Source organism: Ciceribacter sp. T2.26MG-112.2 (genome assembly GCF_900492205.1).
Lineage (GTDB): Bacteria > Pseudomonadota > Alphaproteobacteria > Rhizobiales > Rhizobiaceae > Allorhizobium > Allorhizobium naphthalenivorans_A.
The window spans coordinates 339207-351003 of the sequence record NZ_UEYQ01000002.1 but is presented as its reverse complement, the minus strand read 5'-3'; the positions used below and the strand labels follow the sequence as shown (position 1 = coordinate 351003).

Below are 11797 nucleotides of genomic sequence, written 5' to 3'. Positions count from 1 at the left end.
CTTACCGATTTCCTCACCACATCGAGGGTCGGCGGACACCCATGGGCACGTGCGACTTTGGGCTGAACGGGAGATAAGAATGTTCGCGGTCATAATCAAGCGTTTTTTGAGCTTGGGGGTAGAAAAATGATTGAACGATCCAGCCGTTGTGTTCACAGTTCAACCAGAGTCTCTGGAGGAGCCCATCAATGGACACGCTGACGCGCATCCGCGCCTTTATCGACGTGGTCGAAGCCGAAGGGTTTTCCGCCGCCGCGCGAAAGACCGGGCGGTCCAAGGCGCTGCTGTCCAAATATGTGCGCGAACTGGAGGACGAACTCGGCGCGCTCCTCCTCAACCGCACGACGCGGCAATTTTCGATGACCGAGGCCGGCCATACCTATTATCGCAGCGCAACGGAGATCCTCAAGGAGATCGACAGCCTGGCCGATCTGGTGCGGGAAAACATCACGGACCTGAAGGGCAAGCTGAAGATCACCGTGCCGCGCACCTTCATCGATGCCGAAGTGGGCCAGTCTCTGATCGATTTCGCCACCGAAAATCCGGATCTGTCGCTCGAGATCGTCGCCGAGGACCGCTTCGTCGACCTGGTCGAGGAGGGGTTCGACCTGGCGATCCGCATCACCAAGCTGGATGATTCCGCCCTCATCGCCAAGAAGCTCTCGGACTTCCGGGTCTATGCCTGCGCGACGCCCGCCTTCGTCGAGATGCACGGACCGCTTGACCATCCGCAGGATCTCTCCCGCGTAGCCTTCCTCGTCGACACCAACTCCCGTGCGCACAACACCGTGCGATTCGTCGATCCGCAGGGCGGGGCGATCTCGGTCGCGGTCAGCGGTCCGATCGAGGTCAACAGCCCGCTTGCCACCCTGCGTGCGGCGCGCGCCGGGCTGGGTGTCGCGATGATCCCCGACTTCATCGCCGGCCCCTATATCGAAACGGGTGAACTCGTTTCCCTGTTCGACGACTACCTGCCGAAGGATCGCGGCATCTATGCCGTCTATCCCCATCGGCGCTACCTGCCGGCCAAGGTCCGCGCCTTCGTGGATTACCTTCATGCCTGGTTTCGCCAGAAAGGCTGAGACCATTGAACGGCGGGCGTCGCAGTCCCAATTCCGTCGAAATTGTCGGACAGGGATCGGACTGGGATTCGCGGAACGAAGGCGGGCAGGCATGAAAACACATTTGGCATTCATCGCGGCGCTCCTCGGCGCGCCCCTCCCTGCTATCGCCCATCCCCATGTCTTTGCCGAGGCGCGCCTCGAAATCGTCTCCGGTGCGGATGGAAACCTTGCCGAACTGCGCAATGTCTGGCGCTTCGACGACATCTTCTCGTCGAGCGTCCTGATGGATTTCGACAAGAACAGCGACCTGAAACTCGATCATAGCGAACTCAACGAGATCGCCGAGACGATCCGCACCTCGCTTGCCGATTACGGCTACTTCACCTCGATCACCGCCAATGGCGCGGCGGTCCCGGTCGCCAGGCCGGAGGTGTTCAATGTCGATTTCAAGGACAATCAATTGCTCGTCTTCTTCGTCGCAAAGCCGGAAAAGACGCTGCCGCTGAAGGGCAAACTCACCATCGGCGTCTATGACCCGACCATGTATACCGCCATCGATTTTGCCAAGGACGAGGACATGGTGAGCGAGGGCGAAGGCTTCAAGCTGTGCAAGCGCGCCGTGGTTCGGCCCGACCCGGACCAGGTCCTGGCCGAAAACCAGGCCAATCTGACCTCGGCCTTTTTCGACGATCCGGCCGGCACTGACATGACCAAGCTGTTCGCCACGAGGCTCGAGCTGACATGCTGATGCGCCGCCTTGTCGGGCCGGCAGCCGGTGCGGCCCTTATCCTGATCGTCGCGGCCACGCTGGCGCACGCCGCCTCGCCGCTCGGCATCGGAACGGCGGAGCCGGCATTCCAGACGACGGGTCCGTTCGGCGGCTTGCTTGCCTGGGTCAACGAAAACCAGCAGGCCTTCTATCGGGCGCTGACCGGGGCGCTGAAAGCGATGCGCGAAGATCCCTCCCATTTGTGGACCCTGATCGGACTGTCGTTCGCCTATGGTGTATTCCATGCCGCCGGACCCGGTCACGGGAAGGCGGTCATCTCCTCCTACATGATCGCCAACGAAACCGAACTGCGACGCGGCGTTGCCATTTCCTTCGTTTCCGCCTTCCTGCAGGGCGTCGTGGCGATCGCCCTGGTCGGGCTCGGCTATGCCGTCCTGCGCGGCACGGCGATTTCCATGACCGACGCCACGCAGGTATTGGAGATCACCAGCTTCGCCCTGGTCGTCGCCTTCGGCACCTGGCTCCTGCTGCGCAAGCTGAACGCCCTGCGCATCGCACGCCGGACACCGGTCAGCGCCGTGCTGTTTCAGACGCCATCGACAGCCAGCCTGTTCGATTCGCCCGGATTGCCGGCGACGGCCACCGCGACGAGCGGAGCCGGCGTCTCCGCCGCCGGAACCAGAACAGGATCGTCTTTCCGCGCAACCGGCGTCGACCACGGCCATGACGCACTTGCACCGGGTTCGGTCTGCCCCGATTGCGGCATCACCCACCTGCCCGACCCACGGCTCCTGTCCTCCAAGAATTTCAGCCTGCGCGAAGCGTGGTCGGCCATCATCGCCGTGGGCCTCAGGCCCTGCTCGGGGGCATTGCTGGTGATGACCTTCGCCCTGTTGAACGGGCTTTATCTCGGTGGGATATTTTCGGTCTTCGCCATGGCGCTCGGCACCGCGATCACCGTGTCTCTCCTCGCCGCCCTCGCGGTTTCGGCCAAGGGCCTGGCGGTGCGGCTCTCCGGACCGGGTTCACCGACGGCCCGCCGGGTGGCCGACGCGATCGAGATCCTCGGAGCGCTTGCGGTCATCGCGCTCGGCGCGCTACTGCTCGCCGCCTCTCTCCAGCCCTGAATGGGTCAGGACCGGTCGCGCCGCTTCTGGTGGCGCGCGCGCAGCCACAGCACGATGAAGAAGGACATGATGCCGAGGGTGCCGACGACAGCCGCCAGGACCGGCGAGAAATCGCCGATCCACAGCACCAGCTTCGGCAGGCCGAGCAGCACGAGGCCGAAGCCGAGCACGATGGCAAGCGCCGCATAGGCCGACGAACGGTCGCTTTTCTTCTCGCTCTGGTTCTCGTTCATGCCGTCGCTCCCTTGGTGAGCTCCGCCCGAATCTCTTCGAGCTTTCGCACCTGCTTGCCGTCTTCGGTGAAATTGTCGGGTGAAAGCCAGGCCTCGAACGCTGCCTTGATCAACGGCCACTCGCCGTCGATCATCGAGAACCATGCCGTGTCACGGTTCTTGCCCTTTGACAGCATGTGCTGGCGGAACACGCCCTCGAAGGTGAAGCCGTAGCGCTCCGCGGTGGTGCGGCTCGGCAAGTTCTCATTATGGCATTTCCACTCGTAGCGACGATAGCCCAGATCGTCGAACACGTGGCGCGCCATCAGATAGTGCGCCTCGGTGGAGAGCGGCGTGCGGCTCATCGCCGGGCCGTGAGCGACGCCGCCCACTTCGACCACGCCATTGGCCGGATCCGCCCGCATGTAATTGGCCATGCCGACGACCTTGCCCGTCTGCTTGTCACAGAAGACTTCCGTAACCCAGCCGCCTTTGGTCTGAACGCCGTCGAGCCAAGCATCGAAATCATCGATCCCGGCGAAGTCGGGCTGGGTGAAATAGGTCAGCAGCGGATTGATGCCCATGCCGCCGAGACCGTCCCACAGGGCCTGCAAATGCGTCGCCTTGTCGTAGGGCTCGACAGTGACGAAACGGCCTTCGAGCCGGACCGGCTTCGGTGCCGGGCAGCCCTTGAATGTGGAAAGATCGCGCATGCTTGCCTCTTGATGTGTCGGCAAACGATTAGGCCAGCCGCCCGGCAAAGGCAACTGGCCTCGGGATCGCCTTGGAAAGCGGATCAGACCTGCGCCGCCGCAACCGTCGCTTCGATATGGTCGACCAGCCCGTCGGCAAGGCCGAGGCGTCCGGCCAGCAGGTCGAGATAGCCGCGCTCGGCCCGGCTGTCAGGATCGATCGCCAGCCGCGACGCGGTGTAGAGTTCGACCTTCTGCTCTTCGCTGACCGCCGCCTTGACCAGTGCGTCCACATCGGTCGGCGTGGCCAGTTCCTTTTCGAGGAAGGCTTCGGCTTCCGCCCCGAGACCGGAAAGGTGGATCTTGTCCATCACGCGGGCACGCTCGGCCGCATCGATATGGCCGTCGGACTTGGCGGCCGCGATCATCGCCCGCACCAGCGTCAGGGCAAAATCGTTGGAGGCTGCGGGCGCCTCCAGGCTAAACGGCGAATCGGCCGGCGGCGGCAGCAGCTTCTGCTCGGCCTCGGCGACGTCCTGCGGCGCCTTGCCGGCCTGATAGTTCTTGTAGGCTTGGTAGCCGATCCCGGCGATAGCGGCGAGACCGCCGAGCGTCAGCGCATTGCCGGCCAAATTGCGGCCGGTCTTCGTGCCCAGCAGAACGGCGGCGATCGCGCCGGTCGCCAGCGGATTGTCCTTGGCAAGCTGGACGGCATCGCCGGCCTTCTGCTTCACGGTGCCGGTCGAACCCGGCACCTGGGCGCCGAGAAATTGGTCAAGCAGCTTCTTCGCGTCGAACATCGGGATCTCCGTCGGTTTCATTATCGACTGCTAGATAAGGAGCCGATCATGAAAATACAAAGACGTTTCCGCGCTTTCATTGCAGAGACCGGTCAGCCGGCCAGCGCGCAGGCTTCCGTGGCGAGCTTTGTGATGCCGGCCCAGTCGCCGGCCGAAACGAGTTCCTTCGGCGCGACCCAGGAGCCGCCGACGCAGACCACGTTGGGCAGCGACAGGTAGTCCCTGGCATTCTTCAGCGAGATACCGCCGGTCGGGCAGAACAGCGTGCCGGCGAGCGGCGAGGACAGTGCCTTGAGATAGGCCGCACCACCGGCCTGCTCGGCGGGGAAGAACTTCAGCACCTGATAGCCTTCGTCACGAAGCTGCATCACTTCGCTGGCCGTAGCCGCACCGGGCAAAAGCGGAATGTCCGAAGCGCGGGCGGCATGGATGAGTTCGCGCGTCGTGCCGGGGCTGACGATGAACTGCGAGCCGGCCTCGACCGCGGCCTCGAAATGCGCCGGATTGAGGATGGTGCCGGCACCGACCACCGCGCCCTCGACCTCCCCAGCAACCCGACGGACAGCTTCCAGCGCCGCATCGGTGCGCATGGTGATCTCGATCGCCTTCAGTCCGCCAGCCACCAGCGCCCTCGCCAATGGCACGGCGGTTGCCACATCCTCGATGATCAGCACCGGCACGACGGGCTGGAGCTTCAGGGTGGAAAGGAGCTTTTCGGTTTTCTCACTCACGGTCTGCCATCCATTTCAAACGATTGAATTCAGCCCAAGGATTATCGCGAACCTGTGTCATTGTCGAGACAAATGCGCGCGCTAGGAACGGGCTGGTTTGCACGATGGGCCAATTGGGCTAAGCTGAACTGGATTTTCACGATGGATGGTGAGATGGCGAAAGAAATAGAGCGCAAGTTCCTGGTGATAAACGACAGCTGGCGGGACCAGGCCACATCCGCGACGGCAATGCGCCAGGCCTATCTCTCCGTCAATCACGACCGCTCGATCCGCGTCCGGACCAGCAATGACGAGACCGCCAAGCTGACCGTCAAGTTCGGCAAGACCGCCTTGGTGCGGGACGAGTTCGAATACGACATCCCGTTCGAAGACGCCGTCGAGATGATTTCCTTTGCCGTCGGCAGCGTCATCGAAAAGGTGCGCTATACGGTGGAGATCGGTGGCTTCACCTGGGAAATCGACGTCTTCGAGGGGGCGTTCCAGGGACTGGTCATCGCCGAGGTGGAAATGCGGTCGGAGGATGACCGGCCGATGCTGCCGCACTGGCTCGGACGCGAGGTCACCGGCGACCGTCGCTATTCCAACCAGGCGCTGGCCACCGAACGGTTGAAGCCCGAGGTTGTGCATGCCGTATCGAATTAGGCCGGACCGCCCCTTTGGCGAAGAGGTCGTTGCGGTTGCGAGCGAACAGCTCCGGCGCGCCGTCAGCGCCCTGGAAGAGCAGCCCGAGGGCCTGCACGAAGCCATTCATGAGGCGCGCAAGAAGTTCAAGCGGGTACGTTCGCTCTACCGCCTCGTCGCCCTGGATCAGAAGCAGTTCCGTGCGGTGGAGAATGCCCGGCTGCGCGATACGGCCCGGACACTGTCCGTCGTGCGCGATGCCACGGCGCTCGTCGAGACCGTCGCCTATCTTGAGAACCACGCGCTGAACGATGAGGAGAGAAACGCCCTTGCCCATGCACGGGCGGCGCTCACCGAACGTCGTGACGCACGGGCGCTCGCCGAGACAGACCTGCCGGAAAAGGTCTCCAATGCCATCTCGGCCTGTCGCGAGGCAATCACCGCGCTGGAAACGGCAAGCTTTCCCTCCAGCCCGCGCAAGGCCGCCAAGCTGCTCGCCAGGGGCTGGCGCAAGGGCCTGGCCCGGGCCCGCACGTCGCTGGACGATTGCCATCGCAGCGTTCACGAGGAAGTCTTTCACGAACTGCGCAAGGCCGGCCAGGCATACTGGATGAACCTGTCGTTGCTGCGCGACATCTGGCCGTCGGCCATGCGTGCCAAGCGCGCCGAAGCCAAGGCATTGGTGGACACGCTGGGCCATGAACACGACCTTGCGCTGCTCGCCGACCTTCTCGACCGAGAAACCGGGCTGATCGGCGGCGGCGAGGAATTCTCCCACCTGCTCGGCGCCATCATCCGCCAGCAGCAGGAATTGCGCAGGGACGCGCTTGCGATCGCCGAGCATGTCTTCGGCGACCCGCCGGCGCGCGAGGGCACGATCGTCGAGGCGCTGTGGATCACGGCTGCCACCGAATAGCCGACGCTGCTGACACTTTTTGGCAGCAAGTCCTGTATAGTTGAGCGATGAGTCGTTCTGAACGCTTGTTGTCCCTGCTGCAGGTCCTGCGCCGCCATCGTCAGCCGGTGAGCGGGGCTTCGTTGGCGTGTGAACTGGGCGTTTCGCTGCGCACGCTCTACCGTGACATCGCCACGTTGCAGGCGCAGGGCGCCAATATCGAGGGCGAAGCGGGCGTCGGCTACGTGCTGCGCCCCGGCTACATGCTGCCGCCGTTGATGTTCTCCCGCGAGGAGATCGAAGCGCTGGTGCTCGGCGCCCGACTGGTGGGTCAGCGCGCCGACCCGGAACTGGCGCTCTCCGCCCGCGATGCGCTGTCCAAGATCACCGACGTCCTGCCGGGCGACCTGCGCGACGAACTGACGGCAAGCACGCTGTTTGCAGGCCCGGGACTGCCGCTGCCTGAGGACCGTGTGGATCTCGCCCGCATGCGCCAGTTCATCCGCTCCGAGCAGAGCTTGAGGATCGCCTACCGCGACGAAAAGGGCGAGGCGTCCGAGCGGTTGATCTGGCCCTTTGCCCTCACCTTCTTCCTCGGCGCCCGCGTGGTCCTCGCCTGGTGCACGCTGCGCAACGACTTCCGCAGCTTCCGAACCGACCGGATGGATCTGCTCGAGGGGCCGATCGGCCGCTACCCGAAGAGAAGGCTGCAATTGCTCCGGGCCTGGGCAGAGCAGAACGGCATTCCCGAGCGCATGCTCTAGGCTCCGGCCAACTTCTGACCCAACCGCGTTGCGGCCTCGCTCCCGACCTCACCATCCGTCCGATCGACCATCCCGGATGCGCTTGACAAACTTCAAATCACATTCCGCCGCGCGAAAATCGTTGCGCGGCAGGGGCCGAGGCAGTATTCCCCGAGCCATGACCGACGATCTCCAGACCCCTCGCCATGAAGAGGGCGGCGCCTTTTGCGTCGCCGCGCTCTATCATTTCGCCCGCTTTCCGCGCTTCGAGAGCTTTCGCGCCGAACTCGATGCCGTGGCCCGTGAAAACGGCATCAAGGGTACGCTCCTGCTCGCCGCCGAGGGCATCAACGGCACCATCGCCGGGACCGACGAGGGCATCGCCACAATCCTCGCCTTCATCCGCTCCCAGCCGGAATTTTCAGGCCTGGTGCACAAGGAGAGCCGCGCGGCGAAAATGCCCTTCCTGCGCATGAAGGTGCGGCTGAAGAAAGAGATCGTCACCATGGGTGTCGAGAACATCGACCCCAACAAGATCGTCGGCACCTATGTCGAGCCGAAGGACTGGAACGCGTTGATCTCCGACCCGGAGACGATCGTCATCGACACCCGCAACGACTATGAGACGGCGATCGGCATATTCAAGGGCGCGATCGATCCGAACATCAAGACCTTCCGCGAATTCCCCGACTGGATGCGCAACAATCCCGGCCTGCACAACAAGCCGAAGCTCGCCATGTACTGCACGGGCGGCATCCGCTGCGAAAAGTCGACGGCCTTTGCCAAGGAAATGGGCTTCGACGAGGTCTACCACCTCAAGGGCGGCATCCTCAAATATCTCGAGGAAGTGCCGGCGGAAGAAAGCCTCTGGGACGGCGCCTGCTTCGTCTTCGACGAGCGCGTCTCGATCACCCACGGGCTAAAGCAGGGCGAGCACACGCTCTGCCACGCCTGCCGCTATCCGCTGACCGCGGAAGAGGTCACGTCGCCGAAATTCGAGGAAGGCGTGTCCTGCCCGCACTGCTACGACAGCCGCACCGAGGCCGACCGCGACCGCTATCGTCAGCGCCAGATGCAGATCGCGCTGGCAAAGAAGCGTGGCGAGAAGCACATCGGCAGCTGAGCGGTGAGCGGATGACACAGGTGCGCAACGAACAGAAGAAGCTGCTCGCCAATGCGCTCGACCGGGCGTCCACCGCATGTTTCACGGTCGGGATCGCCACGCCTGTCGCCGGCTATCTTTACAATATCGGCAATTTCGGAATGGTGATCACGGGCGGACGCCTCATGGTCGGCATAGGGCTCTGGCTTTTTTCCGCAATTGCACTACATTTATTGGCAAGACGTGTTCTGAAAGGGTTGGTTCCATGAGCACCTGGACACTGGCTTTCGTCATCACTCCCCTCGTCGTCGTTGCGCTGGGCTACATTGCCGTCCGCTTGGAAGAACGTCACGACGATCGAACGAAATTGCATCCCGGCGAGTAAGTTCGCCTGAAATGACAAGGCCCGCCTTCCGGCGGGCCTTGTCATTTCAGCGGCACGATCGGCTTCCGTTTCCGCCTCACCCCCGGAACGAGCCCGGAGGTGAGCAGAAGCAAGCCCGATCAGAACGAGGGGATAAGCGCGCCCTTGAACTCTTCGTTGATGAAGGCCTTGATGCTGTCGTCGTGGTAGGATTCAACCAGCGTCTTGACCCAGGCTGCATCCTTGTCGGCGGAACGCACGGCAATCACGTTGGCATAGGGCGACTTTTCGCCTTCGATGGCGATCGCGTCCGTCTTCGGATGCAGGCCGGCTTCCAGCGCATAATTGGTGTTGATGACGGCGGCATCGACGTCGTCGAGCGAGCGCGGCAGCTGGGCGGCGTCGAGCTCGGCGAACTGAATGTTCTTCGGGTTCTCCGTCACGTCGGCCGGACCAACCTTCAGGCCCTTGGCGCCATCGACCTTGATCAGGCCCTTGGAAGCCAGGACCAGAAGCGCGCGACCGCCATTGGTCGGGTCGTTCGGAATGGCGACGGTCGCGCCGTCCGTCAGCTCGTCGAGGCTCTTGACCTTCTTGGAGTAGACGCCCATCGGCGTGGTGATGGTGGTGCCGACACTGACGATGTCGAAGCCGCGATCGGCGATCTGGTTGTCGAGATACGGCTGGTGCTGGAAGGAATTGGCGTTGAGGTCACCATCGGCCAGCGCCTGGTTCGGCACGACATAGTCGGAGAACTCGAGGATCTCGATGTTCAGGCCCTTTTTCGCGGCGATTTCCGCAACCTTTTCCATGATCTGGGCGTGCTCGCCGGCGGTCACCCCGACCTTGATGTCTTCCGCGACAGCCGCGGTGGAGAGGAGTGCCGCGACAGCGGCGGCGACGATCAGTTTCTTCATGGGTATGCTCCTTGGTTTTCCAATTTTTCCCGACGAAGGGAATTCAGTTGCTGCGGCTGCGCTTGTCGAAGCGCCGCGCCACGTGGTCGCCGGCGCTCTGCACCGCCTGCACCAGAACGATCAGCACCACCACCACCGCCAGCATGACGTCCGGCATGAAGCGCTGGTAGCCGTAGCGAATGCCGAGATCGCCGAGACCGCCGCCGCCGACAGCACCGACCATGGCGGAATAGCCGATCAGGCTGACCGCCGTCAGCGTCAGCGCCATGGCAATGCCGGGCTTGGCTTCCGCGAGCAGGACCTTGGTGACGATCTGCAACGGGGTGGCACCCATGGCGCGCGCCGCCTCGATCAGGCCCTTGTCGACCTCGCGGATCGCCGATTCGATCAGCCGGGCGATGAACGGGATCGTGGCGACGGTCAACGGCACGATGGCCGCCGCCGTGCCGATCGACGTTCCGGTGACCAGCCGGGTGAACGGGATGATCGCCACGACGAGAATGATGAACGGCGTGGACCGCGCCGCGTTGACGACCAGCCCGACGATGCGGTTGACGGTCGGGGCGGGAAAAAGCTCGCCCTTGCCGCTGGTTGCCAGGAAAACCCCGATCGGCAGCCCGATGATCGTGCCGATCACGCCGGCAGCGACCACCATCTGCATCGTCTGCCAGAGCGCCTTGGCCAGGAGTCCGATGAGCATGTCATACGCCATAGCCGATCACCTCCGTGGCAAGACCTGTTTCAAGGTAGAAGCGTTGCGCCTTGTCCAGCGTAGCCGGATCGGCCGGATAGGAAACGACGAGCGACCCGAAGGGCTCGCCGGCGATCTCGTCGATGGCCCCTGCCAGGATGTTGACGTCCGCGCCAAGTTCCGCGACGAGCCGCGCTGTCAGCGGCTGGAACGCCGTGTCGCCGAAGAAGATCAGCCGCACGAGCGCGCGATCACCGGGCGACGGCTCGGTCTTCAGGTCGGAGCGGATCCAGTCGGGCAGCTTCGCGCCGATCGAGGCCGACAAAAGCGCCCGGGTCGTCTCGTGTTGGGGCGCCGTGAATACGTCGAAGGTCCGACCATGCTCGACGATCAGGCCCCGATCGATCACCGCCACCTGCGAGGCGATGGTCTTCACCACTTCCATTTCGTGGGTGATCAGGAGAACGGTCAGGCCCAGATCGCGGTTGATGGTCTTCAGCAGTTCGAGGATCGACTGCGTCGTTTCCGGATCGAGCGCGGAGGTCGCCTCGTCCGAGAGCAGCAGCTTGGGCTCGGTGGCGAGCGCCCGGGCAATGCCGACGCGCTGCTTCTGGCCGCCGGACAGTTCCGCCGGATATCGGCCGGCCTTGTCGGAAAGCCCCACCAGTTCCATCAGCGGTCGCACCCGCGCCTCGATGGTTTGACTGTCGGTACCGGCGATCTCCAGCGGCAGCGCGATATTGTCGAACACCGTGCGCGACGACAGGAGATTGAAGTGCTGGAAGATCATGCCGATCTCTCGGCGCAGCGTGCGAAGCGCTGCGTCATCCAGCGCGCCGACATCGACGCCGTCGACCAGCACCTTGCCGGAAGACGGCAGTTCAAGCCCGTTGACCAGTCGGATCATGGTCGACTTTCCCGCGCCGGAACGGCCGATGATGCCGGTGATCGAACCCTTGGGTACGCTGTAGTCGACGCCCGCCAGTGCGGTGAAGGCCGGTTGGCCCCTGGTGCCGCCGAAACGCTTGGTCACGCCTTCGAAGGCGACCATGGGGCGCGAACTCTGCTGATTTGCGGGAACGCTCATCGCAAGCCCCCATGGGAGGCG

General features: G+C 63.6%; 15 protein-coding genes. 8 read left to right on the top strand and 7 right to left on the bottom strand.

Features of this window, described 5'->3' with window-relative positions:
• The first annotated feature begins 188 nt into the window (after window positions 1-188).
• The 3 genes from DYZ14_RS05165 to DYZ14_RS05155 all read left to right on the top strand — a co-directional run bounded on the left by DYZ14_RS05165 (window position 189) and on the right by DYZ14_RS05155 (window position 2921).
• Window positions 189-1082, top strand: a complete 894-nt coding sequence (locus DYZ14_RS05165) for a LysR family transcriptional regulator (RefSeq protein WP_154719700.1) — start codon at window positions 189-191, stop codon at window positions 1080-1082.
• A gap of 91 nt (window positions 1083-1173) precedes the next feature.
• Entirely contained in the window at window positions 1174-1812 is a 639-nt protein-coding gene (locus DYZ14_RS05160) for a DUF1007 family protein (protein WP_154719699.1), read from the top strand.
• Entirely contained in the window at window positions 1806-2921 is a 1116-nt protein-coding gene (locus DYZ14_RS05155; RefSeq protein WP_154719698.1) for a nickel/cobalt transporter, read from the top strand. Before DYZ14_RS05160 ends, DYZ14_RS05155 begins: the two co-directional genes overlap by 7 nt.
• 5 nt (window positions 2922-2926) lie before the next feature.
• Here the strand turns inward: DYZ14_RS05155 and DYZ14_RS05150 are convergent, their stop codons facing one another.
• The 4 genes from DYZ14_RS05150 to DYZ14_RS05135 all read right to left on the bottom strand — a co-directional run bounded on the left by DYZ14_RS05150 (window position 2927) and on the right by DYZ14_RS05135 (window position 5356).
• The gene (locus DYZ14_RS05150; protein ID WP_154719697.1) at window positions 2927-3154 is read right to left on the bottom strand and encodes a hypothetical protein; all 228 of its coding nucleotides are present in this window, start codon (window positions 3152-3154) and stop codon (window positions 2927-2929) included.
• Complete coding sequence (locus DYZ14_RS05145; protein WP_154719696.1) at window positions 3151-3846, bottom strand: GNAT family N-acetyltransferase; 696 nt, start codon at window positions 3844-3846, stop codon at window positions 3151-3153. The genes DYZ14_RS05150 and DYZ14_RS05145 overlap by 4 nt, the downstream gene beginning before the upstream one ends.
• Window positions 3847-3929: 83 nt before the next feature.
• Window positions 3930-4625: a tellurite resistance TerB family protein gene (locus DYZ14_RS05140; RefSeq protein ID WP_154719796.1), complete on the bottom strand. Its 696-nt coding sequence runs from the start codon at window positions 4623-4625 to the stop codon at window positions 3930-3932.
• Between the two features lie 92 nt (window positions 4626-4717).
• Entirely contained in the window at window positions 4718-5356 is a 639-nt protein-coding gene (locus DYZ14_RS05135) for a 2-dehydro-3-deoxy-phosphogluconate aldolase (RefSeq protein WP_154719695.1), read from the bottom strand.
• 153 nt (window positions 5357-5509) lie between these two features.
• On the opposite strand from DYZ14_RS05135, the gene DYZ14_RS05130 reads away from it, so the two are divergent.
• The 5 genes from DYZ14_RS05130 to DYZ14_RS05110 all read left to right on the top strand — a co-directional run bounded on the left by DYZ14_RS05130 (window position 5510) and on the right by DYZ14_RS05110 (window position 8986).
• Window positions 5510-5998, top strand: coding sequence for a CYTH domain-containing protein (locus DYZ14_RS05130; protein ID WP_154719694.1), 489 nt, complete (start codon window positions 5510-5512; stop codon window positions 5996-5998).
• Window positions 5982-6893, top strand: coding sequence for a CHAD domain-containing protein (locus tag DYZ14_RS05125; protein WP_154719693.1), 912 nt, complete (start codon window positions 5982-5984; stop codon window positions 6891-6893). Before DYZ14_RS05130 ends, DYZ14_RS05125 begins: the two co-directional genes overlap by 17 nt.
• 47 nt (window positions 6894-6940) lie before the next feature.
• The gene (locus DYZ14_RS05120; protein WP_154719692.1) at window positions 6941-7636 is read left to right on the top strand and encodes a helix-turn-helix transcriptional regulator; all 696 of its coding nucleotides are present in this window, start codon (window positions 6941-6943) and stop codon (window positions 7634-7636) included.
• 157 nt (window positions 7637-7793) lie between these two features.
• Window positions 7794-8738: an oxygen-dependent tRNA uridine(34) hydroxylase TrhO gene (gene trhO, locus DYZ14_RS05115; RefSeq protein ID WP_154719691.1), complete on the top strand. Its 945-nt coding sequence runs from the start codon at window positions 7794-7796 to the stop codon at window positions 8736-8738.
• Window positions 8739-8749: 11 nt separating this feature from the next.
• Entirely contained in the window at window positions 8750-8986 is a 237-nt protein-coding gene (locus tag DYZ14_RS05110) for a hypothetical protein (RefSeq protein ID WP_154719690.1), read from the top strand.
• Window positions 8987-9221: 235 nt separating this feature from the next.
• On the opposite strand, the gene DYZ14_RS05105 is transcribed toward DYZ14_RS05110, so the two are convergent.
• Genes DYZ14_RS05105 through DYZ14_RS05095 form a run of 3 tightly spaced genes read right to left on the bottom strand, consistent with a single transcriptional unit; the run spans window position 9222 to window position 11740 of the window.
• The gene (locus DYZ14_RS05105; protein WP_154719689.1) at window positions 9222-9998 is read right to left on the bottom strand and encodes a MetQ/NlpA family ABC transporter substrate-binding protein; all 777 of its coding nucleotides are present in this window, start codon (window positions 9996-9998) and stop codon (window positions 9222-9224) included.
• Between the two features lie 43 nt (window positions 9999-10041).
• A complete protein-coding gene (locus DYZ14_RS05100; RefSeq protein WP_154719688.1) occupies window positions 10042-10710 on the bottom strand; it encodes a methionine ABC transporter permease in 669 nt (222 codons plus the stop codon).
• On the bottom strand, window positions 10700-11740 hold the full coding sequence (locus DYZ14_RS05095; protein ID WP_154719795.1) for a methionine ABC transporter ATP-binding protein: 1041 nt from the start codon (window positions 11738-11740) through the stop codon (window positions 10700-10702). The genes DYZ14_RS05100 and DYZ14_RS05095 overlap by 11 nt, the downstream gene beginning before the upstream one ends.
• Between the last annotated feature and the right edge of the window lie 57 nt (window positions 11741-11797).

What these genes read in the sequence shown, in the direction of transcription:
- DYZ14_RS05100 (WP_154719688.1), bottom strand. Translation starts at nt 10,710, where the DNA reads ATGGCGTATGACATGCTCATCGGACTCCTGGCCAAGGCGCTCTGGCAG.
- DYZ14_RS05110 (WP_154719690.1), top strand. Translation starts at nt 8,750, where the DNA reads ATGACACAGGTGCGCAACGAACAGAAGAAGCTGCTCGCCAATGCGCTC.
- DYZ14_RS05145 (WP_154719696.1), bottom strand. Translation starts at nt 3,846, where the DNA reads ATGCGCGATCTTTCCACATTCAAGGGCTGCCCGGCACCGAAGCCGGTC.
- trhO (WP_154719691.1), top strand. Translation starts at nt 7,794, where the DNA reads ATGACCGACGATCTCCAGACCCCTCGCCATGAAGAGGGCGGCGCCTTT.
- DYZ14_RS05150 (WP_154719697.1), bottom strand. Translation starts at nt 3,154, where the DNA reads ATGAACGAGAACCAGAGCGAGAAGAAAAGCGACCGTTCGTCGGCCTAT.
- DYZ14_RS05155 (WP_154719698.1), top strand. Translation starts at nt 1,806, where the DNA reads ATGCTGATGCGCCGCCTTGTCGGGCCGGCAGCCGGTGCGGCCCTTATC.
- DYZ14_RS05125 (WP_154719693.1), top strand. Translation starts at nt 5,982, where the DNA reads ATGCCGTATCGAATTAGGCCGGACCGCCCCTTTGGCGAAGAGGTCGTT.
- DYZ14_RS05120 (WP_154719692.1), top strand. Translation starts at nt 6,941, where the DNA reads ATGAGTCGTTCTGAACGCTTGTTGTCCCTGCTGCAGGTCCTGCGCCGC.
- DYZ14_RS05140 (WP_154719796.1), bottom strand. Translation starts at nt 4,625, where the DNA reads ATGTTCGACGCGAAGAAGCTGCTTGACCAATTTCTCGGCGCCCAGGTG.
- DYZ14_RS05095 (WP_154719795.1), bottom strand. Translation starts at nt 11,740, where the DNA reads ATGGTCGCCTTCGAAGGCGTGACCAAGCGTTTCGGCGGCACCAGGGGC.
- DYZ14_RS05105 (WP_154719689.1), bottom strand. Translation starts at nt 9,998, where the DNA reads ATGAAGAAACTGATCGTCGCCGCCGCTGTCGCGGCACTCCTCTCCACC.
- DYZ14_RS05165 (WP_154719700.1), top strand. Translation starts at nt 189, where the DNA reads ATGGACACGCTGACGCGCATCCGCGCCTTTATCGACGTGGTCGAAGCC.
- DYZ14_RS05160 (WP_154719699.1), top strand. Translation starts at nt 1,174, where the DNA reads ATGAAAACACATTTGGCATTCATCGCGGCGCTCCTCGGCGCGCCCCTC.
- DYZ14_RS05130 (WP_154719694.1), top strand. Translation starts at nt 5,510, where the DNA reads ATGGCGAAAGAAATAGAGCGCAAGTTCCTGGTGATAAACGACAGCTGG.